31 protein-coding genes are annotated in these 26,143 nt (G+C 63.0%); 18 read left to right on the top strand and 13 right to left on the bottom strand.

Features of this window, described 5'->3' with window-relative positions:
- Positions 1–40 precede the first annotated feature (40 nt).
- Genes Q8R81_RS17175 through Q8R81_RS17155 form a run of 5 tightly spaced genes read left to right on the top strand, consistent with a single transcriptional unit; the run spans position 41 to position 3,650 of the window.
- Positions 41–913, top strand: a complete 873-nt coding sequence (locus tag Q8R81_RS17175) for an amidohydrolase family protein (RefSeq protein ID WP_305619739.1) — start codon at positions 41–43, stop codon at positions 911–913.
- 11 nt (positions 914–924) lie between these two features.
- On the top strand, positions 925–1,383 hold the full coding sequence (locus Q8R81_RS17170; protein ID WP_305619738.1) for a protein tyrosine phosphatase family protein: 459 nt from the start codon (positions 925–927) through the stop codon (positions 1,381–1,383).
- The gene (locus Q8R81_RS17165; protein ID WP_305619737.1) at positions 1,383–2,132 is read left to right on the top strand and encodes an SDR family NAD(P)-dependent oxidoreductase; all 750 of its coding nucleotides are present in this window, start codon (positions 1,383–1,385) and stop codon (positions 2,130–2,132) included. Before Q8R81_RS17170 ends, Q8R81_RS17165 begins: the two co-directional genes overlap by 1 nt.
- A gap of 4 nt (positions 2,133–2,136) precedes the next feature.
- Positions 2,137–2,913, top strand: coding sequence for a glutathione S-transferase family protein (locus Q8R81_RS17160; protein ID WP_305619736.1), 777 nt, complete (start codon positions 2,137–2,139; stop codon positions 2,911–2,913).
- Positions 2,913–3,650 carry an alpha/beta fold hydrolase gene (locus Q8R81_RS17155; protein ID WP_305619735.1) on the top strand — a complete coding sequence of 246 codons (738 nt, stop codon included), beginning with the start codon at positions 2,913–2,915 and terminating at the stop codon, positions 3,648–3,650. Before Q8R81_RS17160 ends, Q8R81_RS17155 begins: the two co-directional genes overlap by 1 nt.
- A 28-nt stretch (positions 3,651–3,678) precedes the next feature.
- Here the strand turns inward: Q8R81_RS17155 and Q8R81_RS17150 are convergent, their stop codons facing one another.
- Together Q8R81_RS17150 and purU are read right to left on the bottom strand one after the other, a co-directional pair.
- Positions 3,679–4,080, bottom strand: a complete 402-nt coding sequence (locus Q8R81_RS17150; protein WP_305619734.1) for a VOC family protein — start codon at positions 4,078–4,080, stop codon at positions 3,679–3,681.
- Positions 4,081–4,159: 79 nt separating this feature from the next.
- A complete protein-coding gene (gene purU / locus Q8R81_RS17145; protein ID WP_305619817.1) occupies positions 4,160–5,014 on the bottom strand; it encodes a formyltetrahydrofolate deformylase in 855 nt (284 codons plus the stop codon).
- A 161-nt stretch (positions 5,015–5,175) separates the two neighbouring features.
- On the opposite strand from purU, the gene Q8R81_RS17140 reads away from it, so the two are divergent.
- From Q8R81_RS17140 to Q8R81_RS17130, 3 genes are all read left to right on the top strand, one after another.
- Positions 5,176–6,573, top strand: coding sequence for an aminomethyl transferase family protein (locus Q8R81_RS17140; protein ID WP_305619733.1), 1,398 nt, complete (start codon positions 5,176–5,178; stop codon positions 6,571–6,573).
- Between the two features lie 78 nt (positions 6,574–6,651).
- Positions 6,652–7,533, top strand: a complete 882-nt coding sequence (locus tag Q8R81_RS17135; RefSeq protein WP_305619732.1) for a methylenetetrahydrofolate reductase — start codon at positions 6,652–6,654, stop codon at positions 7,531–7,533.
- Entirely contained in the window at positions 7,530–8,198 is a 669-nt protein-coding gene (locus Q8R81_RS17130; protein WP_305619731.1) for an alpha/beta hydrolase, read from the top strand. The genes Q8R81_RS17135 and Q8R81_RS17130 overlap by 4 nt, the downstream gene beginning before the upstream one ends.
- A 76-nt stretch (positions 8,199–8,274) precedes the next feature.
- On the opposite strand, the gene Q8R81_RS17125 is transcribed toward Q8R81_RS17130, so the two are convergent.
- Genes Q8R81_RS17125 through Q8R81_RS17100 form a run of 6 tightly spaced genes read right to left on the bottom strand, consistent with a single transcriptional unit; the run spans position 8,275 to position 12,218 of the window.
- Positions 8,275–8,898, bottom strand: a complete 624-nt coding sequence (locus tag Q8R81_RS17125) for a riboflavin synthase (RefSeq protein WP_305619730.1) — start codon at positions 8,896–8,898, stop codon at positions 8,275–8,277.
- An 11-nt stretch (positions 8,899–8,909) separates the two neighbouring features.
- A complete protein-coding gene (gene ribD, locus Q8R81_RS17120) occupies positions 8,910–9,881 on the bottom strand; it encodes a bifunctional diaminohydroxyphosphoribosylaminopyrimidine deaminase/5-amino-6-(5-phosphoribosylamino)uracil reductase RibD (RefSeq protein ID WP_305619729.1) in 972 nt (323 codons plus the stop codon).
- The gene (locus Q8R81_RS17115) at positions 9,878–10,369 is read right to left on the bottom strand and encodes a hypothetical protein (RefSeq protein WP_305619728.1); all 492 of its coding nucleotides are present in this window, start codon (positions 10,367–10,369) and stop codon (positions 9,878–9,880) included. The genes ribD and Q8R81_RS17115 overlap by 4 nt, the downstream gene beginning before the upstream one ends.
- 40 nt (positions 10,370–10,409) lie before the next feature.
- A complete protein-coding gene (locus tag Q8R81_RS17110) occupies positions 10,410–11,168 on the bottom strand; it encodes a M48 family metallopeptidase (protein ID WP_305619727.1) in 759 nt (252 codons plus the stop codon).
- A 10-nt stretch (positions 11,169–11,178) separates the two neighbouring features.
- On the bottom strand, positions 11,179–11,622 hold the full coding sequence (locus tag Q8R81_RS17105; RefSeq protein WP_305619726.1) for a YcgN family cysteine cluster protein: 444 nt from the start codon (positions 11,620–11,622) through the stop codon (positions 11,179–11,181).
- The gene (locus Q8R81_RS17100; RefSeq protein WP_305619725.1) at positions 11,619–12,218 is read right to left on the bottom strand and encodes an SCO family protein; all 600 of its coding nucleotides are present in this window, start codon (positions 12,216–12,218) and stop codon (positions 11,619–11,621) included. Before Q8R81_RS17100 ends, Q8R81_RS17105 begins: the two co-directional genes overlap by 4 nt.
- A gap of 93 nt (positions 12,219–12,311) precedes the next feature.
- Here Q8R81_RS17100 and Q8R81_RS17095 point away from each other — a divergent pair, with 93 nt between their 5' ends.
- From Q8R81_RS17095 to ssb, 5 genes are all read left to right on the top strand, one after another.
- On the top strand, positions 12,312–12,929 hold the full coding sequence (locus Q8R81_RS17095) for an ankyrin repeat domain-containing protein (protein ID WP_305619816.1): 618 nt from the start codon (positions 12,312–12,314) through the stop codon (positions 12,927–12,929).
- 18 nt (positions 12,930–12,947) lie between these two features.
- Positions 12,948–13,601 (top strand): COQ9 family protein, encoded by a 654-nt coding sequence (locus Q8R81_RS17090; RefSeq protein ID WP_305619724.1) that lies wholly within the window; start codon positions 12,948–12,950, stop codon positions 13,599–13,601.
- An 84-nt stretch (positions 13,602–13,685) separates the two neighbouring features.
- A complete protein-coding gene (locus Q8R81_RS17085) occupies positions 13,686–13,925 on the top strand; it encodes a FeoA family protein (protein ID WP_305619723.1) in 240 nt (79 codons plus the stop codon).
- Complete coding sequence (locus tag Q8R81_RS17080; protein WP_305619722.1) at positions 13,925–15,781, top strand: ferrous iron transporter B; 1,857 nt, start codon at positions 13,925–13,927, stop codon at positions 15,779–15,781. Before Q8R81_RS17085 ends, Q8R81_RS17080 begins: the two co-directional genes overlap by 1 nt.
- 222 nt (positions 15,782–16,003) lie before the next feature.
- A complete protein-coding gene (ssb, locus tag Q8R81_RS17075; protein WP_305619721.1) occupies positions 16,004–16,558 on the top strand; it encodes a single-stranded DNA-binding protein in 555 nt (184 codons plus the stop codon).
- Positions 16,559–16,727: 169 nt separating this feature from the next.
- On the opposite strand, the gene Q8R81_RS17070 is transcribed toward ssb, so the two are convergent.
- Complete coding sequence (locus Q8R81_RS17070; protein WP_305619720.1) at positions 16,728–17,471, bottom strand: 7-carboxy-7-deazaguanine synthase QueE; 744 nt, start codon at positions 17,469–17,471, stop codon at positions 16,728–16,730.
- Positions 17,472–17,512: 41 nt separating this feature from the next.
- The gene (locus Q8R81_RS17065; RefSeq protein WP_305619719.1) at positions 17,513–20,353 is read right to left on the bottom strand and encodes a valine--tRNA ligase; all 2,841 of its coding nucleotides are present in this window, start codon (positions 20,351–20,353) and stop codon (positions 17,513–17,515) included.
- Between the two features lie 129 nt (positions 20,354–20,482).
- On the opposite strand from Q8R81_RS17065, the gene Q8R81_RS17060 reads away from it, so the two are divergent.
- The 5 genes from Q8R81_RS17060 to Q8R81_RS17040 are packed head-to-tail and all read left to right on the top strand — an operon-like array spanning position 20,483 to position 24,577.
- The gene (locus Q8R81_RS17060; protein ID WP_305619718.1) at positions 20,483–21,601 is read left to right on the top strand and encodes an ABC transporter permease; all 1,119 of its coding nucleotides are present in this window, start codon (positions 20,483–20,485) and stop codon (positions 21,599–21,601) included.
- Positions 21,601–22,443, top strand: a complete 843-nt coding sequence (locus Q8R81_RS17055) for an ABC transporter ATP-binding protein (protein ID WP_305619717.1) — start codon at positions 21,601–21,603, stop codon at positions 22,441–22,443. Before Q8R81_RS17060 ends, Q8R81_RS17055 begins: the two co-directional genes overlap by 1 nt.
- A gap of 10 nt (positions 22,444–22,453) precedes the next feature.
- Positions 22,454–23,413, top strand: a complete 960-nt coding sequence (locus tag Q8R81_RS17050) for an MlaD family protein (protein WP_305619716.1) — start codon at positions 22,454–22,456, stop codon at positions 23,411–23,413.
- 10 nt (positions 23,414–23,423) lie between these two features.
- Complete coding sequence (locus tag Q8R81_RS17045; RefSeq protein ID WP_305619715.1) at positions 23,424–23,999, top strand: ABC-type transport auxiliary lipoprotein family protein; 576 nt, start codon at positions 23,424–23,426, stop codon at positions 23,997–23,999.
- A complete protein-coding gene (locus Q8R81_RS17040) occupies positions 23,996–24,577 on the top strand; it encodes a hypothetical protein (protein WP_305619714.1) in 582 nt (193 codons plus the stop codon). The genes Q8R81_RS17045 and Q8R81_RS17040 overlap by 4 nt, the downstream gene beginning before the upstream one ends.
- Here Q8R81_RS17040 and Q8R81_RS17035 read toward each other — a convergent pair.
- From Q8R81_RS17035 to Q8R81_RS17025, 3 genes are read right to left on the bottom strand one after another with little or no spacing between them, the layout of a single operon-like run.
- On the bottom strand, positions 24,574–25,266 hold the full coding sequence (locus Q8R81_RS17035; protein ID WP_305619713.1) for an ATP12 family chaperone protein: 693 nt from the start codon (positions 25,264–25,266) through the stop codon (positions 24,574–24,576). The two genes, Q8R81_RS17040 and Q8R81_RS17035, sit on opposite strands and share 4 nt — an antisense overlap.
- On the bottom strand, positions 25,263–25,487 hold the full coding sequence (locus Q8R81_RS17030; protein ID WP_305619712.1) for a hypothetical protein: 225 nt from the start codon (positions 25,485–25,487) through the stop codon (positions 25,263–25,265). The genes Q8R81_RS17035 and Q8R81_RS17030 overlap by 4 nt, the downstream gene beginning before the upstream one ends.
- Positions 25,484–26,140: an HAD-IA family hydrolase gene (locus tag Q8R81_RS17025; protein ID WP_305619711.1), complete on the bottom strand. Its 657-nt coding sequence runs from the start codon at positions 26,138–26,140 to the stop codon at positions 25,484–25,486. The genes Q8R81_RS17030 and Q8R81_RS17025 overlap by 4 nt, the downstream gene beginning before the upstream one ends.
- Positions 26,141–26,143 lie beyond the last annotated feature (3 nt).

The following is a 26,143-nucleotide window of genomic DNA, read 5'->3' as shown; positions in this document are numbered from 1 at the left end:
GGGGTTGCCTTTAGAAATTGCGCTTGCAAAGGATACCCCAGTGCCCATCGACCTTTCGAAGATCAAGGCCATCGACGTCCACGTTCATGCCGAAGTGTCGTGTCATGATCCCGAAGATCCGGTGATGGGCAAGTATTTCGACGCGGCGTCTGCCTATTTCAAGGCCCCGCGTGAACGGCCCAAGATGCCCGAGATCATCGAGATCTACCGCGAACAGCAGATCGCCTTCTGCATGTTCACCGTCGATTGCGAGAGCGGCATCGGCGCAAAGCGCGTGTCGAACTACGAAGTGGCCGAAATCGCCAACAAGAACGACGACATCTGCATCCCCTTCGCCTCGATCGACCCGCACAAGGGCAAGCTGGGCGCACGTGAAGCGCGTGACCTGATCGAGAACCACGGCGTGAAGGGCTTCAAGTTCCATCACATCATGCAGAACATCGAACCTGCATCGCAGATCGGCTATCCGATCTATGAAGTGATCAACGAATACAAGCTGCCCGCCATCTTCCACACCGGCCATTCCGGCATGGGCACCGGCATGCGCGGCGGCGGCGGGGTTCGCCTCAAGTACGGCCAGCCCATGCTGGTCGACGATGTCGCGGTCGATTTCCCTGACATGAAGATCATCCTCGCGCACCCTTCGTGGCCGTGGGTGGATGAAAGCCTGTCGATGGCGCTGCACAAGGACAACGTGTTCATCGATCTGTCGGGCTGGTCGCCGAAATACTTTGCACCGCAGATCATCCAGTATGCCAACACGCAACTGCGCAAGAAGATGCTGTTCGGCTCGGACTTCCCGCTGATCCACCCGCAGAAGTGGCTTGATGCGGCGCGGCAGGTTGGCTTCAAGGATGAAGTCCTGCCCGGCATCATGAAAGACAACGCCGTCCGCGTGCTCGGCCTCGGCTGACCGGCAGGGCGGTGGCAGACCCGGACGATATACGCGCATGGCAGCGGCTTGATGCGGGGACCACCACATCGGGCCGGATTGAGGACAGGGACGTGGCGCGCCTCGCCGATCTTGGCGTGCGCCACGTTATCAACCTCGCGCTCGAAACCCACCCCGAAGCGCTGGCCGGTGAAGGGGAAAAGCTCAACGCGCAGGGTATCGCCTACACGCATATCCCCGTGCCGTTCGATGCGCCGGGCGATGAACACTTCGCCGCGTTTGTCGCCGCGCTTGAGCACGGGCCAAACCCGGTCCACGTCCATTGCATCATGAACTGGCGCGTCTCGGCGTTCTTCTATCGCTATAACCGTGATCGTCGCGGGCTGCCTGAACCGGAAGCCCGCGCGATCATGGAGCGCCAGTGGTCACCTGATGGCCATGACGGCAAGGAAGCCCAGGTTTGGGCAGACTTCATCGCAAGGAACGCCTGATGACCGATCTTTCGGGCAAGCACGTGGTCATCACCGGTGCCTCCACCGGCATTGGCAGGGCCACAGCCTCGGCATGCGCCAAAGCAGGCGCAAAGCTCACCCTGATCGCCCGCCGTGCCGACCTGCTTGAACAGGCCGCACATGACCTTGGCGGCACCACTGCCTTCGCCGCCGCCGACGTGGCCGACCAGGCAACGCTCACCGCCGCGCTCGATCATGCCGTGGCCACACATGGCGCCATCGATGGCCTGTTCCTCAACGCTGGCATCGGCGGCATGTTCGCCGCAATTGAGGATTACACCGACGAAGCCTTCGACGCGGTCATGGCGGTCAACGTCAAATCCGTATTCTGGGCGATCCAGCACGTCCTGCCCGCCATGAAGCAGCGCGGCACAGGCGCGATCCTCGTCACCGGCAGCCTTGCCAGCGAACGCGGCCTGCCAATGAATGCTGGATACGTTGCCAGCAAGCACGCCGTCCTTGGCCTCTCGCGCGCCGTCGCCAATGAAGCGGCGGAGTTCGGCGTGCGCTGCAACTGCATCCTGCCCGGCCTGATCGAAACCCCGATGCTTGATGGCCTGCCTCCCGGAGCTGCCTTGCAGATGGCCAAGGCCGTGCCCCAAGGCCGCACCGGTTCATCCGATGAAGTGGCGCAAGTTGCCGCCTTCCTTCTTTCCGACGCGGCCAGCCACGTCACCGCACAAGCGCTCGCTGTGGATGGTGGCATGCTCGGCACAATGAGAGTGTGAAACGATGACCCTCAAATACTATCATGCCGAACCGCTGGCGAATTCGCTCAAATCGATGGTCCCGCTCAAGGAAAAGGGCCTCGCGTACGAAAGTATCTACGTCGATCTGCACAAGTTCGAACAGCACCAGCCGTGGTTCACCGCGATCAACCCTGAGGGTCAGGTGCCCGTGCTGGAGCATGACGGCAAGATCATCACCCACACCACGGTGATCAACGAATACCTCGAAGACGCATTCCCCGATGCCCAGCCCGCCGATGCCCCCTTGCGTCCCCGCGATCCGGCGGGCGCAGCGCAGATGCGGTATTGGAACAAGTTCATCGACGAACACGTGATGAACTTCGTTTCCATGCATGGCTGGCACCGCATGGTCGGCGTGATCGCGCGCAACATCGAGAACGGCGATTTTGAAAAGTTGCTGGAAAGCATCCCGCTGCCGGACCAGCGCAAGAAGTGGGCAACTGCGCGTTCGGGCTTTACCGAAGCGGACCTTGCCAACGCCACGGCCAAGATCGAATATGCGGTGAGCAAGGTAGAGGCGCAGCTGGCCAACACAAGGTGGCTGGCGGGTGACACCTACACACTGGCAGACATCAACTTCTATGCGCACTGCGGCGCGATGGTGGAACGCATGTTCCCCGAAATGGAAATTGCCGCGCGTGCGCCGCGCCTGATTGAATGGCGTGATCGTGTGGCCGCACGTCCCGCCGTTGCCGAAGCTTTGAAGGGCGAGGATCGCACCGCACCGGGCCTGCGCGTCTGGTCGGGTGAAGTGCGCTGATGGCAGGCTTCGTCCTGATCCACGGTTCTTGGCACGGCGGCTGGTGTTTCGATCTGGTCGCCGACATCCTGCGCGCACGGGGCCACACTGTCGTGGCGCCCACGCTCCCGGGCATGGGCGGCACGGCAGAAGAAATGGCGGCGGTCACGCTGGCAAGCTGGGGCGAATTTGCTGCGCAGCATTGCCGCGAGCTGAAAGCGCAAGGCGTTGGCCCGGTGGTTCTCGCCGGGCACTCGCGCGGTGGCCTCGTTATCTCCACTGCGGCGCAGCGTGATCCATCGGCGATGGACGCGCTGGTCTACATCTGCGCGATGATGCTGCCCAATGGCATGAGCCGCGCCGAGTTCAAGGGACTCGAAGGCCCGAACCCGGCGTTCGACGGAATCATTCGCAAGGTCCACGGCGGCATTGCGACCGAGATCGACAGCGAAAATGCTGCAGAAGTCTTCGCACAAATATCGCCGCCGGATCTGGTCGAAGCCGCGATGGCAAGGCTGATGGCCGAACCTCACGCCCCCCGGTCTGAGAAAATCATCGTGACCCCCGAACGCTGGGGCACCCTGCCGCGTACATATGTTGAATGCACGCTCGACCGGACCATCCCGATCGACAGCCAGCGTAAGATGATTGCCCGTTCACCGGGCGCGAGCATCGTGACACTTGAGGCCGATCACAGCCCGTATCTGTCAAAGCCGCAGGAACTGGCAGACGCGCTGGAAGGTGCGATTCCGGCTTGAAGAACGGGAGATAGGGTTGAAACGCCTCTCAATCCCCGAAGAAATTCAACTCCAGCAGCAGATTGTTTGGGTCGGCGGTAAAGATCTGACGCAGCCCGATGGCCTCAACCAGGTTGGTCTGGGAAGCCAGACCCATCGCACCAATCCGTTGCAGCGTTTCATCATACCCTGAACAATTCAGCGCCACATGATGAATTGCCCCGGTCAGTGATCCCGGCTGCACCTCGCGGTCATAGGCGCGCGGGCAATCGACGGCATTGATATGGATGATCGCCTTGCCCCCTGCATCATACATCCACTGCGCGTTCTGCGGTGTAAGGGGAGGCGGCCCATCGCGCCGTTCCAAACTCAGCAGCGCGCGGTAGAACTCCGCCGTCTCGTCCAGCCGGTCTGTAATGATGTTGACGTGATCCAGCGCGTTGACGTGCATGTCTGTTCTCTCCCGCAAACGAAAACGGCGGCGAAAGCATGGTGCTCCCGCCGCCGCTGAAATTCAACGAATCATAACGTTAGCTTTTGAACACCACCGTCTTGGTGCCGTTCAGCAGCGCCCGATCTTCCAGATGCAGGCGCACCGCTTCGGCCAGCACGCGGCGTTCCACATCGCGGCCCTTGCGCACCAGATCATCCGGGCCATCGGCATGGGTCACCGTTTCCACGTCCTGATGGATGATCGGACCTTCATCGAGGTCGGTTGTCACGTAGTGCCCGGTCGCACCGATCATCTTCACGCCGCGCGCATGTGCCTGATGGTATGGCTTTGCGCCCTTGAAGCTGGGCAGGAAGGAATGGTGGATGTTGATGCACCGGCCGTTGAGGAACGAGGCCAGATCGTCAGACAGGATCTGCATGTAACGCGCCAGCACCACCAGTTCCGCGCCCGTCTCGGTGACGATGCGCTTCACTTCGGCTTCCTGCTGCGGCTTGGTGTCCTTGGTGATCGGCAGGTGGTGATAGGGTATGTCACCGATCAATGAGATGTTCAGTGCTTCCTTGGGGTGGTTGCCCAGAATCGCCACCACGTCCATCGGCAGTTCACCCAACCGTGTGCGGTAAAGCAGATCGCCCAGGCAGTGGTCGAACTTGCTGACCATCAGGATCACCTTGCGCTTCACCGTGGTGTCACGCAGGTTCCATTCCATCGCATATTGCTGCGCCACGGGCGCAAATGCTGCGCGGAAGTGATCGACCGAACCTTCGCCCGGATCGAACACGACGCGCATGAAAAAGTTGCCGCTCAGCGAATCGTCAAACTGCTGTGCTTCGCGAATGTTGCCCCCTGCTTCGAACAGGTTGCCGGTCACGCGGGCAACGATCCCCGGCTTGTCCTCGCAAGACAGCGTCAAAATCAGCGATGCGCTCATCAAAATCTCTCCCATCGGTGTTGCGCTCATAGGGCGCAACATTTCCCATTGCGAATCTCTGGCAAGATTGTATGTGTTGCATACAAGTTTTTCAACGTGTGTTTTCAAACGTGGCCATTTTTCAAGTCGGGCCAAATTTTTTCGAGTCGGGAGAGTTTCAGATGGCAAAGAACCTTGAAGAGGTAATCAACGCAAACGGTAACGTGGTCGAAATGCTGCGCAATTCGCAGCTGGGTGCCTACGTGTACCCGGTCGTCGCACCGGAATTTTCGAACTGGCGTTCTGAACAGTGGGCATGGCAGCACAGCGCCGTCCTGTTCGACCAGTCGCACCACATGGTGAACCTCTACATTCGCGGCAAGGATGCGCACAAGCTGCTGTCCGATACCATGATCAACAGCTCCAAGGGCTGGTCGGTCAACAAGGCCAAGCAGTACGTTCCCACCACGCCTTATGGCCACGTGATCGGCGATGGCATCATCTTCTGGGAAGAAGAGCAGAGCTTCACTTACGTCGGCCGCGCACCTGCGTCCAACTGGCTGCGCTATCACGCTGCAACCGGTGGCTACGACGTTGAAATCGAGCTCGACGACCGTTCGCCGATGCGTCCGATGGGCAAGCCCGTCACCCGCAAGGAATGGCGCTTCCAGATCCAGGGTCCGAACGCATGGGCCGTGATCGAAAAGCTGCACGGTGGCCCGCTGGAACAGCTCAAGTTCTTCAACATGTCCACGATGAACATTGCCGGCAAGACCGTGAAGACGCTGCGCCACGGCATGTCGGGCGCACCGGGCCTTGAAATCTGGGGTCCATATGCCGAGCAGGAAGAAATCCGCGCTGCCATTCTGGAAGCCGGCAAGGAATTCGGCCTGATCGCATGCGGCAGCCGCGCCTATCCTTCGAACACGCTGGAATCGGGCTGGATCCCGTCGCCACTGCCCGCCATCTACACCGGCGAAAAGCTCAAGGGCTTCCGTGAATGGCTGGCGGCTGACAGCTATGAAGCCACCGGCTCCATCGGCGGCTCGTTCGTTTCGGAAAACATCGAAGACTACTACCTCAACCCGTGGGAACTGGGTTACGGCAACTTCGTGAAGTTCGACCATGACTTCCACGGTCGTGAAGCGCTTGAGGCCCTGAACCCGGCTGAACAGCGCAAGAAGGTGACGCTGGCATGGCACCCCGAAGACATGGCCAAGATCATGGCTTCGATGTTCAATCCGGACGGTGAAGCCTACAAGTTCTTCGACGTGCCGCTCGCGAACTACGCCTCGTCGAACTACGACCGCGTCGTCGATGCCGATGGCAAGACCGTGGGCCTCTCGATGTTCACCGGCTTCTCGTACAACGAAAAGCAGGCGCTTTCGCTGGCCACCATCGACCCCGAAATCCCGTTCGGCACTGAACTGCACGTGGTGTGGGGCGAAGAAAACGGCGGCACCAAGAAGACCACCGTCGAGCCGCACAAGCAGCTGAACGTCCGCGTGATCGTCTCGCCGGTTCCCTACAGCCGCGTTGCGCGCGAAACCTACGCAGACGGCTGGCGCACCGCTCGCTGAGCCAAACCTAACTGGCACCGCCCGGATTGCTGCAAAGGCAACCGGGCGGCTTGCCTCCAGACCCAAGAGGATCCCGCAATGGCAACACCCCAAATCCATCCCAACTGGGACAAGGTGCCCGACGGGATCACCGATGGCTTCAGCCTCGAGATGACGGCAAAGGACGAAGCGTCGCTGCGCGATGCCGCCCCGCTCATCCCGGCTGAAACGCCCGTCGCCATTACATTCCTCCCCGGTGAAGATGTTGCCGCCCGCGTTGCCGCCACGGTCGCCGTGCGCGAACTCGGCTTTGAGCCGATGCCCCACTTCTCCGCTCGCCGGATCACATCGGAAGACGATTTCGAAGGCTACCTGCGCGCAGTGGTTGAAAAAGCAGGCGTTTCCAGATGCTTCATCGTCGCTGGCGATCCGCCCGAACCGGTCGGCCCTTACTTCGATACATCAGCCCTGATCGCCACAGGCGCGTTCGAACGCTCGGGCATCAAGGCCATCGGCATCGGCGGGCACCCGGAAGGGCACCCCAACATGTCCGAGGCCGAATGCTGGGCCGTCCTCGAAAAGAAGGTCGCTGATATTTCAGCGCGCGGCATGGCCCCGCTGATCGTCACCCAGTTCGGCTTCGATCCCGACGCCTTCCTCGCCTGGCTCAAGGAACTGCGCGCACGCGGCATCGATGCGCCGGTGCGCATCGGCGTGCCCGGTCCCGCCGGGATCAAGCGCTTGCTGTCCTTTGCCGCACGTTGCGGCGTTGGGGCCTCCACCTCGGTCCTCAAGAAATACGGCATTTCCGTCACGAACCTGCTCGGCACAGCCGGGCCGGACAAGCTGGTCGATGCTTTCGCCAAGGGCCTCGGGCCTGAACACGGCAAAGTCCGCCTGCACTTCTACCCGTTCGGCGGTCTGACCAAGACGCTGGAATGGCTGCACGGCTACAACAAGAAGCACGGCATAAATCAGTGACGGACTTCGTGCTGGTCCACGGCGCGTGGGGCGGCAGCTTCGCGTGGGATCGCCTCGCAGCGGACCTGCGCGCCGCCGGGCACCGCGTCCTCGCCGCCGACCTTACCGGTCTGGGCAAGCGCAAGGCCGAGTTCCACCCCGGTATCACGCTGACCACCCACATCGACGATGTCTGCGCACAGATCGCCGACGCGGGCTTCGACCGTTTCGTGCTGGTCGGCCATTCGTGGGGCGGCATGGTGATAACCGGCGTCGCCACGCGGCTGGGTGCCCGGATCGATGCCATCGTCTATGTCGACGCGTTCCTGCCGCAGGATGGCCAGTCGCTTTGGGATCTGACGGGAGAGTGGGAGCATGACCACTACATCGGCAGCCAGAAGCACAAGCCCGGCGCGGTATCCCCGCTGCCCGGCTTGGAAAGTCCGGTGCTGTCCGATCATCCGCTGCTGACTTTGGTCGAGGCGGTGCGCTTCAGCGGTGAGGAGGCGAAGATCCCGCGCCGCATTTATGTGTTCGCCAATGGCTGGCAGCCGACACCCTTCGCCAAGTTCCGCGATCAGGTTCAGAACGATCCTGCGTGGGAATATCACGAGGCTGAAGCCAGTCACGACGTGATGCGCGATCAGCCCGGACAGTTGCTGCAAGTAGTGCTGAATTGCGCCTGATTTGAGGGCGTTGTGGTAGCCTTGGGGACACCTAGGTGCTGCTAGGTGCATCTAGGTGCACTTCGGAAAACGCCCTTCAGGCTTGCGCAGCGAGGCTCTGCATCCGCTTCAGATAGCGCGCCAGAACGTCGATCTCCAGATTGACTTTCCGCCCCGCCACAAGCGTGCCCAGCGTCGTCACTTGCGCGGTGTGCGGGATGATGTTGAGCATGAAGTGGCACGCGCCATCGGCCTGATCCGCCACTTCGTTGACGGTCAGTGAAACCCCGTCGACAGTGATGGAACCCTTGGCCGCGATATAAGCTGCCAGCTCCTTGGGGGCGGCGACGATGTATTGCCACGATGCCCCGACCTGCGTCACGCTGACGACTTCGCCCACCGTATCGACATGGCCGGTCACGATATGCCCGCCCAGTTCATCACCCAGCTTCAGCGCCGGTTCGAGGTTGAGCGGTGCGCCCGCCTGCCACTGTTCCGGCGCTGTGCAGCTCACCGTCTCGCCCGAAACGTCGACCGCAAACCAGCCTTCACCGGCCACGCCGCCTTTGTCGACCACGGTCAGGCAGACGCCAGAGCAGGCAATCGACGCGCCAATGGCGATTTTCGCCGGGTCCATCGCGCAGGAAATGGTGATGCGGCGATCACCCTTGTCCTCGATCGCGAGGATATTGCCGACTTCGGTGACGATCCCGGTGAACATTCAAATCTCCTTCAACGGACCCGCTCGTAGACGTCCAGCGCATCGCTGCCAAGCGTCCGGCGGTCCACATTGCGCCACCGCCCGTGCGCTTGCGCCAGCGAGCCAAGCCCGATGTCCGCGATGCAGGGCAGGCCCGCGCCCACGATAATCGGCGCGCGATAGAGCAGCAGCCGGTCCACCATGTCTGCCGCCAGAAAGGCCGCCGCTGCCTGCGCTCCGCCTTCGACAAAAAGATACTGCGCATCGCCGAATGCGCCCGGCGCAGCAATTTCAGCCACAGCCGTCCAGCCCTCAGGCACCGCCCCGCGTGTCAGCACCATGCGCTGCGGACTGCGCGCCTCCAGCCCCGGCAGGCGCACGTCGAGCCTTGGCGCGTCGGCCCGGAACGTCCCGCCGCCAACAAGAATGACATCAGCCCGCGCCCGCTCCACGTGGCAGTGTGCGCGCGCCTCAGGCCCGGTGATCCACTGGCTGGACCCATCGGCCAGCGCAATCCGCCCGTCGAGCGAGGTCGCCAGTTTCAGCGTCACATGTGGCCGCCCCAGCGCTGTCCGCGTCAGATAGCCTGCCAGCGATTCCCGCGCCGCAGGGCAGGGCACCAGTTCCGCCGCAATCCCTGCTGCACGCATCGCTGCGATCCCGCTGCCTGCCGTGCGCGGGTCCGGGTCTTCCACGCCGATCACCACGCGCGCCAGCCCGCTTTGCATCACCAGCGAGGTGCAGGAAGGCCCGCGCGCGCTGGCATGTGCGCATGGTTCCAAGGTGACGTAAAGCGTCGCGCCCTGCGCTGCCGCGCCCGCCTGAGCCAGCGCGCCCGCCTCGGCATGGGGCCGTCCGCCTGCCTGCGTCCACCCGCGACCGACGACTTTACCATCGCGCACGATCACCGCGCCTACCGAAGGGTTGGGCCTGCTTAATGGACGCCCGCGCCCGGCCAGCGCCGCGGCTGCATTCAGCCAGCGCTGGTCGTCGGCTCCGCTCATTCGTCTGGCGACTGCAGCTTCTTCTGCTCGGCCTCGAACACGGGGTTCTTCACCAGATTGCGGTCGAGGATCGCCTTGCGCTCGGCATCGATCTTGGCCTTCATCGCGGCGCGTTCGGCATTGCCTTCTTCGTAGGCCTTTTTCGTATCGACCCCGGTGGCGTTGCCGACGGCGCGATACATCTGGCGCACGCGCTCGGCGCTAGCCTCTTCCTCGGCCTCGATGGCGCGGGCCTTGGCCGTTGCCTCACGGTTTTCGGCAAGGATTTCGGCGTCGGTGCGGCCTTCAAGGAAGCTGGGAAAATAGACGATCTGCGGCGGGCGCGGCAGGCCCCGGCCGCCCTGCTGGGTCATTACATAGAATATGCCGCCGGTTACTGCGGCGGCCATCATCAAGCCGATGAAGCGGTATTCGCTTGGCGAGCCAAGCACTTCCCACAGATCGACAACTGCGCGGCGCGGGGAGACTTTGCGGAAAAAGGCCTTCATGCGCGCATAGATAGGCGCTTGTTGGACATTCTACCAGCCATCAGCCGAACGGCGCATAAAGCGTGCGTCCGAACCGCTTGAGCCAGCGGTTGGCGGCGTCGATCTCGCCTTCGAACAGGCCATCAAGATGGGCGTGGAAGGCCGGGCTGTGATCGAAGTGCCGGATATGCGCGACCTCGTGCGCCACGACCGAGCGGCGCACGAAATCGGGCGCCATGATCAGCCGCCAGTTCATGCGGATCGTCCCGTCCGATGCACAGCTGCCCCAGCGCCGTTGCGCGCGCGAGAGCGAGAGGCGCGGCACGGGTTCTCCGGCGCGGGCACAATAGTGCGCCAGATCCTCGGTGCAGAGCGCAAGTGCTTCGGCCTCAAGCCAGCGCTGCAACCGTGTGGCAAGGCCCTCCGCAGGGCCTCCCACCACAACACGCCCCTCGGCAAACATGGGTTTGCGCCGTGCGCTGGGCTGCCAGTCTATGCGTAAGGTCTCACCCCGGAAGCACACGGTGGCATCGGGGGCAATCGCCGCTGCTTCGGGCACGCGTGCGAGTTGCCCCGCGAGCCAATCGGCCCGGTCGCGCGCAAAGGCCTCTGCATCGCCCACACGGCCCCAAGCGGGGATCGACACGCGCGCTTCGCTACCATCTGGTGCGAGGCGCAGAGTCATTCGCCGCGCATGGCCCAGCTTGCGGATCACCAGCGGCAGTTCGCGATCGGCCACCACGATTGTGCGGCGCGCTATTGCACGGGGGGAAGGCGCTTCTTTCGCCTTGGGATCAGCCCGCCTGAGCCAATCGAGCATGCCTCGCCTTTCACCCATCGAAGTAGTCCGATGGCACGATATGCTCTTCCAGCGGTCCCGCCAATGTCTCGCTGACCGCCTTGCCGATGATCGATTGGCCCGCACGATGCACCGCATCGCGGTCACCCGAAATCAGGTAGTGCCAATCGGGCAGGGGATCGCCGTCGGCGCGCAGGCGATAGGCGCAGGTATCGGGCAGCCACGGCAGATCGCGCGCCAGCTTGGGCGTCAAGCGCAGGCAATCGGGCACATAGGCGCGGCGGTGCTTGTAATCGCTGCAGCGCCCGGTCTTCAGGTCGAGCAGTTTGCACGCGACGTTGGTGTGGTAGACATCGCCCGTGGCATCATCTTCCAGCTTGTGCAGGCAGCATTTGCCGCAGCCGTCGCACAGCGCTTCCCACTGTTCGCGGTTGAGAGCCTCTACCGGCTTTTCCCAGAAGCGGTCGGAACTCAATGCACCCACTTTGCAAGTTCAGCGGCTACCGACTTGGCGTCCTTGTCGGCAGGTAGCAGGGCAATCGGCTCACCCTTCGGACCCATCAGGAATACACCCCGGCTGTGGTCCATCAGGTAGGCGTCGGGTGTGCCGCCTTCACGCTTGGAGTAGTACACCGCCCACTTCTTCGCCGCATCGGCAATCCGCTTTGGCGTGCCGGTAAGTCCAACGACGTTCGGTCCGAAATTCGCCGCAAAAGCGCCCACGACTTCCGGCGTATCACGCTGCGGATCTATGGTGATGAACAGCGGCACCACCTTGCCCGCAAGATCGCGGTGCTCTTGTTCGAACTGGCGCACACCCAGGCCGATGTTCTGCATGTCTACCGGGCAAACATCCGGGCAGAATGTGTAGCCGAAATAGACAATTGGGTACTTTCCAGCGAAGTCGCTCCACCGCACGGGCTTCCCGTCCTTGCCGGTCAGCGTGAAATCGCCGCCGATGGTCGCGCCTTCAAGCGGCGGGCTTTCAGCCACCGCGCCTCCGCACGAGGAGAGCGCGAAAGTGCAGGTTGCGGCAAGAGCGGCGAGCAAGGATCTGAAAACGTGGGTCATGGCGCGGCGGTTCATGCTCTGCTAACCGTGCCCTTGCAAGAGGCGAGTCCATAGGGGCAGAATGTCCGGGTGGGTGCGCAACAGGAGGAAGTGATGTTTTCGATTTTCCGCAGGCCTCTCGCCGCATTGGCGATCCTGCTGGCCGCCGCCATTGCCATGCCCGCGCAGGCCCAGTTTTCCGAAGGCTACAAGTTCCTCGAAGCCATCCGCAAGAAGGAAGGCGACAAGGTGACCGAGGCTCTGAACGAGCCGGGCACCCAGATCGTGAACACCAAGGATTACTCCACCGGGCAGACCGGGCTGCACATCGTCACCGCGCGGCGCGACCTTACATGGGTGCAGTTCCTGATCGCCAAGGGTGCGAATGTGAATGCGCGTGACAATCGCGGCGTCACCCCGCTGGTTCTGGCCACGGAAATGGGCTTTATCGAAGGTGCGGACGAACTGATCCAGTCCGGCGCGCGCATCGATGAAGCGAACAACACCGGCGAAACCCCGCTGATCAGCGCCGTGCACCGCAAGGATCTGGCGCTGGTGCGCCTGCTGATCAAGGCTGGCGCAAATGTGGACCGGCCGGACAATTCGGGCCGCTCTGCCCGCGATTATGCCACGCTTGAAGGCAAGAGCAGCGCCGTGCTGGGCGAAATCGAACGGTCCTCGAAAGAGGCAAAGGGCACTGCGCCCAAGAAGACCTATGGACCTTCGTTCTAAGCCGGGCATTGTAGCAACATGACCGATGACACCTCGCTCGAAGCCCTGCGCCTCCGTCTTGCCCCGGCCATTGCCGAGGCGGCCGCCTTCGATGGCTGGAAGGCTGAAGCCGTTGCCGCCGCCGCCGAAATGGAAGGCGTCGATCCGGCGCTGGCTGCCTTTGCGTTTGAAGGCGGGGCGATGCAGATGATCTCCGCATGGATTGCGCGCATCGATGCCGATATGGCAGAGGCGCTGCCCGCCAGCCAGATCGGCAATCTGCCCATCCGCGAACGCATCCGCCGCCTTGTGCAATTCCGGCTTGATGCGCTGGTGGGCAAGGAAGAAGCGCTGCGCCGTGCGCTGGCCATCATGGCCATGCCGCAGAATGTGCCCGCTGCCACCCGGCTGGGCTGGTCGAGCGCAGACGCGATGTGGCGGCTCGCGGGCGATACGGCAACCGATTACAACCACTATACCAAGCGCATGACGCTCGGTTCGATCTATGCAGCAACGCTCGCCTATTTTGCGCAGGACACCAGCGATGGGCATGACGATACGCGCGCATTCCTTGATCGCCGGATCGAGAACGTGATGCAGTTCGAAAAGGCCAAGGCCAAGCTGCTCAAGCCGCGCGATGAAAACTTCTCGCTGATGCGGATGCTGGGGCGGCTGCGGTATCCGGCGACTTAAGGCATTTTCTGCCCTTTTCTTGATCCAGCGCAATTCTATTGCGAATGACTTGCAAACGCGCTCGCGCTATGGCAGCGGGAACTGGTGACGCTCGATCAACTCCCCTTGAACACGCCTGCGCGAATCGCTGCAGTCGATTGGTCTGCGCTGGTCGCGGAAGAGGCGCAGCGCCTGCAAGCGCTGGGGCTTGATGAAGGCGCGCGCGTCAGCCTCGCTTATCGCGGCGTGTTCGCCGGGCGTGATCCGCTGGCGGTGGAAATCGGCCGCATGACCATCGCCCTGCGCCGCGTTCATGCGCGCGCGATGACGGTCGAAGCCCTGTAATGAGCAAAATGCCTACAGTTGCCGCGCTGGTCGGCAATCCGAACGCGGGCAAGAGCGCGCTGTTCAACGCGCTTACCGGGGCGAGGCAGAAGATCGCCAACTATCCGGGCGTCACTGTGGAGCGCAAGGCAGGCCGCCTGCTGCTGCCATCGGGCGAGCCGGTGGAACTGGTCGATCTGCCCGGCTCCTATGCTCTGGACGCCACCAGCCCTGACGAGGAAGTGACCCGCAAGGTCATCATGGGCGAGCAGGAAGGGCAGGCCAAGCCCGACGTCATCGTGCTCGTGCTGGACAGCTCCAACCTCGAACAGCACCTTGTTTTTGCACAGGAAGTGATTGAATTGGGCCGCCCCACCGTGGTCGCGCTCAACATGGTCGATCTGGCAGAGCGTGATGGCCTGACGCTTGATCCCGCCGCGCTGCAATCGGCGCTGGGCGTGCCGGTGGTCCCCACCGTTGCCGTGCGCCGCCGTGGTCTTACCGAACTTGCCGCAGCCATTGCCGAGGCGCGGGACCGTTCGCAGGCCAATGAAGCTGCGCCGCGCCCGCATGTCACCCTGCCCGAACGGCGCATGCTGGCGCACCAGATGGCAACCGCAACGATCCTCTCGGAAACCGCCAAGCACCGCATCCACGCGCGGCTGGACAAGGTTCTGCTGCATCCGTGGGCCGGTCCACCGATCCTGTTTGCGCTGCTGTTCGTGGTGTTCCAGGCGGTGTTTTCGTGGGCCACGCCCTTTGCGGATGGCATCGAAGCCGTGGTCGGCGCGCTGGGTGATTTCGCCAAGGCGGTCCTGCCCGAAAGCCTGTTGCGCGATCTCCTCACCGAAGGCGTGATTGCGGGCGTCGGCTCGGTCATCGTGTTCCTGCCGCAGATCGTGATCCTGTTCTTCTTCATCCTGATCATGGAGGCGACCGGCTATATGGCCCGTGCCGCTTTCCTGATGGACCGGCTGATGGCAGGCGTTGGCCTTTCGGGCCGCAGCTTCATCCCGCTGCTCTCCAGCTTTGCCTGCGCGATTCCTGGCATCATGGCCACGCGCAGCATCACCGATCCCAAGGACCGGCTGACCACGATCCTGATTGCCCCGATGATGACCTGCTCGGCCCGCCTGCCGGTCTATGCGGTGATCATCGCAGCGTTCATCCCCAACCGGGCGGTCGGCCCCGGCATTGGATTGCAGGGCCTCGTGCTGTTCTGCCTCTACGTGGCTGGCATCATCGGCGCGATGGTGGTGGCGCTGGTGCTGCGCCGCTCGGTGACCAAGGGCGCGGCTTCGGGCTTCATCATGGAACTGCCCAAGTACCAGCTGCCCACGATCAAGGATCTTGCCATCGGCCTGTGGCAGCGCGCGTGGATTTTCCTGCGCCGCGCCGGCACGATGATCTTTACGGTCACCGTGGTGCTGTGGATCCTGCTCAGCTTCCCGCGTGCCGCGCCGGGTGAGGATCAGGTCGATGCCTCGATCGCCGGGCACATGGCCAATGGGCTGGCCGTGGTGCTGAACCCCATCGGTTTCAACCGCGACATGAGCCTTGCGGTGATCCCGGCAATGGCCGCGCGCGAAGTCGCCGTCAGCTCGCTTGCCACCACGTATGCCGTCAGCGCCAGCGACGAGGACGAGGCGGCGATGGAACTGGGCGACCGACTCAAGGCCAACTGGACCCTGCCGATGGCGCTGTCGTTCCTCGCATGGTTCGTCTTTGCGCCGCAGTGCCTTGCCACCATCGCAGTCGCCCGGCGCGAGACCAACGGCTGGAAATGGCCGGCGTTCATGCTCGCCTACCTGTTTGCGCTGGCGTACGCGGCGGCGGGCATTACCTTCTGGACCGCTACGGCGGCGGGGCTGGGCTGAGGCCTACCGACCCCCGACCCCTCCCGCTTGCGGGAGGGGAGTGCGAGCGCTGATTTTTGCCCTCCCGCAGGCGGGAGGACCGCGAGACTTGCTGAACGCAGTGAAGTTAGTCGCAGCGGGGCGGGCCTGTAGCGCTACGCTGTGGGAAAAGCGCCGTGCTGACTCCCAAATCAAAGCGGTCATGCGCTAGGCACTTCGCCAGATCAGAAGGAACACGATTCGATGGCAGGCAGCGTCAACAAGGTCATCCTCGTCGGCAATCTGGGGGCAGACCCCGAGGTGAAGAGCTTCCAGAACGGCGGGCGCATTGCCAACTTGCGCATCGCCACGTCCGAAAACTGGAAGGACAAGGCGACCGGCGAGAAGAAGGAGCGCACGGAATGGCACACAGTCGTGCTCAATTCCGATGGCCTCGTCGGCGTGGCCGAACGCTACCTGAAAAAGGGCAGCAAGGTCTATATCGAAGGGCAGCTGCGCACCCGCAAGTGGCAGGACCAGTCAGGCAATGACCGCTACAGCACGGAAGTGTCGGTCGGTGGCATGGGCGGCGTGCTGACCATGCTTGACGGCGCACCCGGTGCTGGTGGCGGCGGCATGGGCGGTGGCGGAGGCGGTCGCTCGTCCGGTGGCGGCTGGAATGAAGGTGGCTCGTCAGGCGGCGGTTCGCGCGGTGGTGGCGCAGCCGCAGGCGGCGGCTGGAACCAGGGCGGCGGTAGCGCCGGGGGCAGCAGCAGCGGCGGCTACGGCGACGATCTGGATGATGACATCCCGTTCTAGAGCCATCCAAAAGCACTGCGCCCCCGCCCCTCGACAAGCTCGGGCTAAACTTCCGGCGAAGCCGGAAGGCGGGGGCCTCGGTGTTGTTACGGAAGGCTTGCGTAAAACGCCTGAGGCCCCCGCCTTCGCGGGGGAGCACAAGTGTTTTCGGTTGGCACGATGCGGGCGTTCAAGTCCCCCGCGTATCTCCATACAGATGAATATGCAGCCGGTCGGTAAACCGCCAGCCACGCTCCAGCGCTTCCTCTGCCAGCCAGCGCGACCGCTCGCGCAGCACGGAGCTGGCTGTGCCTTCCGGCATCACGAACAAGTGATCCGCCGCAATCCCGAACCGATCTTGCAGCGCTGAAATCTCGGACAGGTCGGCAGGCGTTGCCACCACGAACTTGAACCATGCGCGCGGGTCACGCGCCCACTGCGCCAACCGCTCCGGCAGCAGCGCCAGACTTGCGTCATTGCCCGAATGCGCCAGCTTGGGGCTGACGTTGAACTGGTCCACCATTGGATCAAGCGCTGAATGCACCGCTACTGTCCCGTTGGTCTCGATCTCCACGTGAAGGGCAGGGCGTGCCGCCTTCAGCAGCCCCACCATCCGCGCCAGCGCTGCTCCTTGCAGCAGAGGTTCGCCGCCGGTGATGACCAGCCGGTCTTCCGGGTGCGCAAGGATCAGCGCGGTCGCGTCGTCCTCGGTCATGGTCAGTTGGTTATCGACGCGCTCGAACGCCACTTCATCGCGGTGCGGGCGATTGTCGCCGGAAAAGCGCCAGGTATAGGCCGTATCGCACCAGCGGCAGGCCAGATTGCAGCGGCTCAGGCGCATGAACACGGAAGGCCTGCCCATCGAAGGGCCTTCGCCTTGCAGCGAGGAAAACACCTCCGGCTCGCCGGGGTTTACGGTGGCGAGGGTTAGCATGCTGTCCTCCCCGCTACGGGGAGGATGGGCGTTGCGCTTGCTCACCCCAACCGCGCCAGCGCCGCCGCCAACCGCTCGGCCTCGGCGGCATGCATCGCATGATCGGCGCGGGCCTTTTCGACTGCTTCGGGCTTGGCTTTCTCGACGAACGAGGGATTGCCCAGCCGCCCTTCGAGCGACTTGGCTTCCTTCTGCGAAACCGCCAGCGCCTTTTCCAGACGGGCCTTTTCGGCGGCAATATCGATCACGCCTTCCAGCGGCACGACGATGTTTGCGTCCCCGGCCCCCACCTGCATCGCCGCGCCCGCAGGCGCTGCTTCAAAGCGGATTCCGTTGAGGCGGGCGAGGCGTTCGATCACGGCCGGGTTGGCTTCGATGATGCCGCGCGTCTGTGCCGAAGGACCGGGCAGATAGGCGTCCAGCTTCGCCCCCGGCGCGATGCCGAGTTCGTTCTTGGCGGTGCGCAGGTTTGAAACGAGCGCGATCAGCCATTCGACCTCACGCTTGGCCGCCGGATCGACCGACGCCTGCGGATCGGGCCAAGCGGCCACGATCAGTTCGCCGTCACGCTTCCCAAGCGAATGCCACAGTTCTTCGGTCACAAACGGCATGAACGGATGGAGCATCACTAGAATCTGGTCGAGCACCCAACCTGCCACAGCGCGGGTTTCGGCGTCGAAGTTGCCCTTCACCAGTTCGATGTACCAGTCGCAGAACTGGTCCCACACGAAGTGATAGACGGTGTTCGCCGCCGCATCGAAGCGCAGGTCTGCCATCGCCTGATCGAGCGCGGCGACGGTTTCCACCACTTCACCGATGATCCACTTGTTGACCGCCGATGTTGCCGCCGGAGCCGCCACTGACGTGCTTCCGGTGATGCCGTTGCTCTGGCAGAAGCGCGCGGCGTTCCACAGCTTCGTAGCGAAGTTGCGATAGCCTTCGACGCGGCGCTCATCCATCTTCACGTCGCGGCCCTGGCTCTCCATCGCGCACATAAAGAAGCGCAGCGCATCGGCACCGTACTTGTCGATCAGCAGCAGCGGATCGACCACGTTGCCCTTCGACTTGCTCATCTTCGCGCCATCGGCGGCGCGGACGAGGCCGTGGAGGTAAAGCTTCTTCCACGGCACTTCTTTCATGAAGTGCAGCCCCTGCATCGCCATGCGCGCATCCCAGAAGAACAGGATGTCGAAGCCCGAAACGAGCAGATCGTTGGGGTAATGCTTGGCGAGGAGGGAGCGATCCTCCCCGGAACGGGGAGGGGGACCGCCCGCAGGGCGGTGGAGGGGGCTATCCTCCAAAGGCTGTGCGTGCGGAGAGGCCCCTCCACCATGCTGCGCATGGTCCCCCTCCCCATGCTGGGGAGGATGGTCTTCGGGCCAGCCGAGCGTGGCGAAGGGCCACAGCGCGGAGGAGAACCATGTGTCGAGGACGTCTTCGTCGCGGGACAGAGTGACGCTGGCCCCGGCCTTTGCCTGCGCTTCTTCTTCAGTCTCGGCCACGTAGCACAGCCCGTCAGAGCCATACCAAGCCGGAATCCGGTGCCCCCACCACAGTTGGCGGCTCACACACCAAGGCTGGATGTTTTCCATCCAGTTGAAGAATGTCTTCTCCCATGTCTTGGGCACGATCTCGATGTCGCCAGACTTCACCGCCGCAATCGCAGGCTGGGCCAAAGTTTCGGCATCGACGTACCACTGGTCGGTCAGCCAAGGTTCGATCACCACGCCGCCACGATCACCGAACGGCGTCTGGATCGTGCGCGGCTCAAAGTCGGCAGCGACTTCGTTGCCTTCCTTGTCCTTCGTCATGTGCGGAATCAGGAAGCCAGCTTCCTTCATCCGCTCGACCACCAGCTTGCGCGCATCGAAGCGGTCCATGCCGATGAATTCGGCAGGCACCAGACCGTCCGCTGTCTGCACGACCTTTGCCTCGGCATCGAACATGTTGAGCATGTCGCCCGCCTTGATTCCGGCGCGCTTGCCCACTTCGAAGTCGTTGAAATCGTGCCCCGGCGTGATCTTCACCGCGCCCGAACCCAGTTCGGGATCGGCGTGTTCATCGGCCACCACCTTGAACCGGCGACCGGTCAGCGGTTGCAGGATCTCCTTGCCGATCACGCTGGCGTAGCGAGTATCGTCAGGATGCACCGCCACGCACATATCGGCCAGCATCGTTTCGGGGCGCGTGGTGGCGACCTCGATGTAGTCCAGCCCGTCGTCGCGGGTCACACCGTCGGCCAGCGGATACTTGAAGTGCCAGAAGCCGCCCTGCGTCTCGCGCGTTTCCACCTCAAGGTCGGAAATCGCGGTCTTCAGCTTCGGATCCCAGTTTACCAGCCGCTTGTCGCGGTAGATCAGGCCTTGTTTATGGAGATCGACGAAGACCTTCACGACAGCGCGGGTGAAGTGCGGGTCCATCGTGAACTGCTCTCTGGACCAGTCCATCGAGCAACCCAACCGGCGCAGTTGGCCGGTGATCGTGCCGCCGCTTTCGTGCTTCCACTCCCACACCTTGTCCACGAACTGTTCGCGCGTGTAGTTGGTGCGCTTGTCCTGTTTCGCCTCCATCTGGCGTTCGACCACCATCTGCGTGGCAATGCCGGCATGGTCGGTGCCCACCACCCACAGCGCATCCTTGCCGCGCAGGCGTTCATAGCGGATCACCACGTCCTGCAGCGTGTTGTCGAGCGCATGGCCGATGTGGAGGCTGCCGGTTACGTTCGGCGGCGGATTCACGATGGTATAGGGCTGGGCGTCGGGCCGTTCGGGCCGGAACAGGCCGTTCGATTCCCAATGGCCATACCACTTGGCCTCGATCCCGGCGGGTTCGAAAGTCTTGGCCAGTTCAGCTGAAGTCGTGTCGCGCGTTTGATCGTTCATGGGGCAGCGCCTTGCCATCCCGAACGCTCGCCTGCAAGCATTGCAGGGGAACCGCAAACCCTGTTCCTTCGTTACGGCTCATGTGTTGCACTTGTCGCCTTGGACTAAATCCCCCATGAAGCGGGCAAGATGCGGGAACTGACCGATTTCAAGCTTGTGCCCGCCGATCAGCAGGGTGCCGCAACGCTCGCTTTCAGCGGGCCGATGACCGTGTCCTCGCTCGGCCAGGCAGACACGCGGCTGCGATCCTTGGGCGAATCCTTCGCCACAATTGACATTTCCGCCGTCACCCGCATCGACACAGTCGGGGCGTGGACCGTCTGGCGGCTGTCACGCGATCACGATGCGAAGATTACTGGCTGCAGTGACGAGGCGCAGAAGCTGGTCGATGCGATCAGCAAGGCTGATTCCAATGCGGAAAATGTGCGCGCACACCGCATGCCGCTGCTCACCCGCGTGCCTGCGCACGTCGGCGAAGTGATCATCGGGCTGGGCCGGGGCATGCTGCAGGTCGTCGGCTTCCTTGGCCAGATCATGCTGAGCGCAGGGTCGCTGATCCGCCATCCCGGCCGCATGCGCATGAAAGCGCTGGTCCACCAGATGGAACTGGTGGGCGTCAATTCGCTCGCCATCATCGGCTTGATGAGCTTCCTTGTCGGCATCGTTATTGCACAACAGGGGGCGGTGCAGCTGCGCCAGTTTGGGGCCGAAATCTACACGGTCAACCTCGTCGGTCGCCTCACTCTGCGCGAACTGGGTGTGCTGATGACCGCGATCATGGTCGCGGGCCGCTCCGGTTCGGCCTTTGCCGCGCAGATTGGCACGATGAAGCTGACCGAAGAGGTTGATGCGATGCGCACCATCGGCGTCTCGCCGATGGAAGCGCTGGTCCTGCCGCGCATTCTGGCCACGATGATCATGATGCCGCTGCTCGGCTTTTATTCTGCCGTCGTCGGCATTGTCGGCGGTGCGTTCCTGTCGAGCATCACGCTGGGCATTCCGTTTTTCACCTTCCTGACGCGCATTCAGGAAGTTGTGCCGCTGCACGATGTGTGGGTGGGGATCGTCAAAGCCCCGATGTTCGGCCTGATCGTGGCGCTTGCAGGCTGTTATCAGGGCATGCAGGTCAAGAATAACGCCGAGGAAGTGGGCGCGCGCACGACGGCTGCGGTTGTCATGGCGATTTTCACGGTGATCGTGCTCGATGCGTTCTTCGCGGTGTTCTTCACCAACATCGGGTGGGGCTGATGGAACAGGAGCAGTTCCCCATCCGCGTGCGCGGCCTGCGCAATGTGTTCGGTGACCATGTCATTCATGAAGGCCTCGATCTCGATGTCCGCAAGGGCGAGATTCTGGGCGTGGTGGGCGGCTCAGGCACTGGAAAATCGGTGCTGATGCGCACGATCATCGGGTTGCAGATACCTGATGCGGGCGAAGTTGACGTGCTGGGCGATACCATCACCGATGCGCAGGACGATGCCGACATCGATATCCGCAGCCGCTGGGGCGTGCTGTTTCAGGGCGGCGCGCTGTTCTCCACGCTGACCGTGGCGGAAAACGTCGAAGTTCCGTTGCGCGAATTCTACCCCGAAATCACCGATGAATTGCGCCATGAAATTGCGCGCTACAAGGTGCTGCTCTCGGGCTTGCCAGCTGAAGCGACGAGCAAGTACCCGGCCGAACTTTCCGGCGGGATGCGCAAGCGCGCAGGTCTGGCGCGCGCCCTGGCGCTTGATCCAGAACTGCTGTTCCTTGATGAACCTACCGCTGGCCTTGATCCGATCGGTGCGGCTGCGTTCGACCAGCTGATTCTCAAGCTGCAGCAGACGCTTGGGCTTACCGTGTTCCTGATCACCCATGATCTCGATACGCTGTATGAGATTTGCGATCGGGTGGCGGTGATTGCTGACCGTAAGGTCATTGCCGTGGGATCGATCCCTGAACTGCTGGCGCTCGATCATCCGTGGATCCAGGAATATTTCAACGGCCCTCGCGGGCGTGCGGCGCAAGATGCGCAAGTGCGCCACGATGCGAAAGAGGCAAAGATTTCACATGATGCGCCTTCGCGGGCCGGACAGGGTGAGGCATAAGGACAAGCCTATGGAAACGCGCGCAAACCACATCTGGGTCGGCATTGTCACCCTGCTGCTGCTGCTGGGCACGGCCGTGCTCACCATGTGGATCGCCGGGATCAGCCGGAGCGAATCCTCGCAGTACGATATTTTCTTCAAACAGTCGGTCGATGGTCTGGCCAAGGGTTCGGAGGTATCGTTTTCGGGTGTTCCGTCAGGTCAGGTCAAGGACATTGAATTGTGGGAGCGCGATCCCGAATTCGTGCGCGTGCGCATCACGGTCGACAAGAAAGTGCCCATCCTTGAAGGCACTACTGCCAGCGTGCAGGGCAGCTTCACCGGCGTTTCCACGATCCAGTTGACCGGCGCCCACAAAGGCGCGCCTGCGATCAAATGCCCCAAGGAAAACAAGCGCCTGACTTGCCCGGAAGGCGTACCCGTAATCCCCACCCGGCGTTCGGGTCTTGGCGAAATCCTGTCGAATGCGCCGCTCCTGCTCGAACGGCTGGCCACGCTGACCGAACGGTTGACGATGGTGCTTTCCGACAAGAACCAGAAGTCGTTCGAGAACATTCTGGCCAACACCGACCGCCTCAGCGGCAATCTTGCCGATGTTACGCCCGATGTGAAGCGGACGATGGCAGAACTGCAGGCAACCCTGCGGCAGGCCAACTACACGCTGGCAAGCTTTGAAAAGCTGACCAATTCGGCCGATTCGATGCTGAATGATGAAGGCAATGGCCTTGCCAAGCAATTGCGCCAGACGCTGAAATCGGCACAAGGCGCAGCGGACGAACTGCAAGGCACGCTCAGCGATGCACGCCCCGCTGCCAAGCAATTGAACGAGCGCACGCTGCCCGCTGCCGAAGCCGCCATCCGCGATCTTCAGGCGACGACGCGATCCTTGCGCGAAGTGACCGACAAGCTGAACGACAAGGGTATCGGCGGCTTCGTCGGCGGTCCCAAGCTGCCCGACTACAAGGATTGAGGAGGCGAACATGATCATCCGCAACACTCTGCTCGCCGCCGCCTGTTTCGCCAGCCTTTCCGGTTGCGTCAGCCTCGGCCCCAAGGCACCCGAAACGCTGCTCGCCCTCACGCCCACGGCCACGGCGGCGGTGGGCAGCGGGACCAGCGGGACCATAGGCAATGCGCTGGTGGTGATAGAACCTGAAGCCGAAGCGCGCCTTGCTGTCACGCGCGTGCCGGTGCAGATCGACGATGCAAATGTCGCCTATCTGAAGAAGACGATGTGGGTGGAACGCCCCTCACGCTTGTTCCAGCGCCTGCTCGCCGAAACGATCCGCGCGCGCGGCAGCCGTCTGGTGATCGAAGGAGAGCCGGGCGCGAGCAGCCAGCACCTTTCGGGCCGCCTGCTCGACATGGGCTATGACGCGCGCAGCCGCATGGCGGTGGTGCGCTTCGATGCGGTGAAGGAGTCCGGCGGCAGGATCGAGACAAAGCGCTTTGAAAGCACGGTCCCGGTGGCTGAGGCAGAAGCGCCATACGTCGGCCCTGCGTTGAATGAAGCGGCCAATGCGGTGGCAAAGCAGGTGGCGGACTGGGTCGGTTGAAGCTCGCGGTCGTCATCCTCGCCATCGCGCTGTTGCTTGAAGGTTGTGAGCAGGCCGGAGTTGGGGATGAGGCGCACACTGCTGCGGCCGCCGATGCAGCGATTGCCCCGCAGCCGTCCGAAGTGGCAACAGCGGCTCCGGACGCCGCGCAACCAGACGCTGCAGATGTGCTGAGCGCACAAGGCGTGACAGGCGCGCCAGTTGGGTCGTCGTGGAAAGACGTAGCTGCCGCTTTCGAGATCAAGGGCGCCTACGCAGAAGTGGGCGGCACGTGTGACGTCTATGACCGCTTGGACGGCAAGCTTTCCGCAATGGTCGAGGATGGCACGATCACGCGAATTGAGGTGCGTGAGGGCGGCATTCGCACCGCCGACGGCATCGGTATCGGTTCCAGCCTTGCAGCTTTGCAGGAGGCCTACGGCAACCAGCTTGCCGCCGAAGAAAATCCCTACGCCGGGCAGGACTTTTTCGTCTGGCAATCGAAGGATCGCGGGTTGGTGTTCCACGTAGAAGCGGGCAGGGTGAAGTTCATGGCAGGCGGCGGGGAATCGATCCGCTACGTCGAGGGCTGCCTCTAACGCGCCATCCCCGCGAACCGTGCCGCCGCCGCGAACGCCGCAGAGCGCCGTTCACGCCGTTCCAGCGCCTCTTCGTCCTTGCCCCAAAGCTCGGCCTGCCAGTCCTCTTCCAGATCGGCCGCATCCCACAGCGCGTCGAGGTCTACTCCCGGCATGAGCGCTGTCAGCCCGATCACCAGCGAGGCGGCAAGGCTTGCGGTGTTGCGCAAGGCGGCCAGTTCGAACGGGTTCAGCCGATCCAACTCCGCCTGCAGCCGCGCCAGAGTTTCCACTGGCTGCGGCTTGTGGATGATGCCTGAAACCCGCACGAACGTGATGCCCAGCCGCGTTTCAGCATCCAGCAGCAGCGGCTCCCACATCAACCTTTGCCGTGCGGCAAAGGCTTCGTCCGGCTCGGCGCGATAGCACAGCGTGTCGGTCTCGGCATAAGGCAGGATTTCAGATGCAACCGCTGCCGGGTCACCGGTCACCACATCCAGCGCATAGTCGGTCATATCGCGGTAGAGGAAGCGTGCCGGATCGATCTCCTCGCCCTGTCCGGCCCATTCCGCCGCCAGCGCCTCTGCCAGCGCACGCGTCGGCACGACCTGCGGCCTGCCGCCCACCGATTTGATCGCCCGCCCATCGAGCCGCACCCCGAAGCCGCCTTTTGCCGCCTCGACCGTTACATCCTTGTAAAACCGCTTCATTGTCCGTCCGGTGTCTTCCACTTTCGCGCGATCAGGCGTGGTATCCAGAAGAATTCGGCCATGCCCAGCACGGCCAGCACATAGCCCACCTCTTGCGGCAGGCCGGCCAGGAACGAAGGCGCGCGCCCCGTCCCGATCATCACGCCCAGCAGCACCATGACCGCGCCCGAAAGCCGCACGGCCTGCAGTGCGAAATACTTGCCCATTGCAGGATCGCTCATGCGATAGCCCTCAGCAGGTCACGCAGATGGTCCACGCTCGTCGCCACGGCCTGCGCCCCGGCTTCGATCAGTTCCTCGGTCTCGTGATAGCCCCAGTCCACGCCGATGCCCTTGACGCCCGCGTTGACCGCCATGTGGATGTCATAGACGGTATCGCCGATCATCGCCGTGCGCAGCCGGTCCGCGCCTGCATCGGCAATGCATTGTTCGATCATCGAAGGATCAGGCTTGGATGGGTGCCGGTCCGCCGTCTGCAAAGAAACGAAGTGCCCCGTCAGTCCGTGCGCGGCGAGGCAATGGGCCAGCCCCTTGTCCGACTTTCCCGTCGCCACAGCCAGTTGCCAGCCTTGCCCGGCCAGTTCCACGATCAAGCTGGCGATGCCTTCATACAACGGCTCACCCACCGCGCCTGCCGCACGGCGCGCGCGGAAGGCGTCCTTGTAGAGTTCGGTCAGGCTGGCGTGATCGTGATGTTCGCCCTCAGGATGCAACTGCCGCATCGCCTCGTGCAACGACAGCCCCACCACGCGCCGCGTGGCATGGCGCTCGGGCGGGATCAATCCGGCGGCGGTGAAGGCCGCATCCATTGCCGCGCAGATGTCGGCCTGGCTGTCCACCAGTGTGCCATCACAATCGAAGATCGCCAGTTTCACAGC

It is taken from the genome of Novosphingobium sp., assembly GCF_030696665.1.
GTDB lineage: Bacteria > Pseudomonadota > Alphaproteobacteria > Sphingomonadales > Sphingomonadaceae > Novosphingobium.
This window is presented reverse-complemented; position numbering and strand designations above follow the sequence as displayed.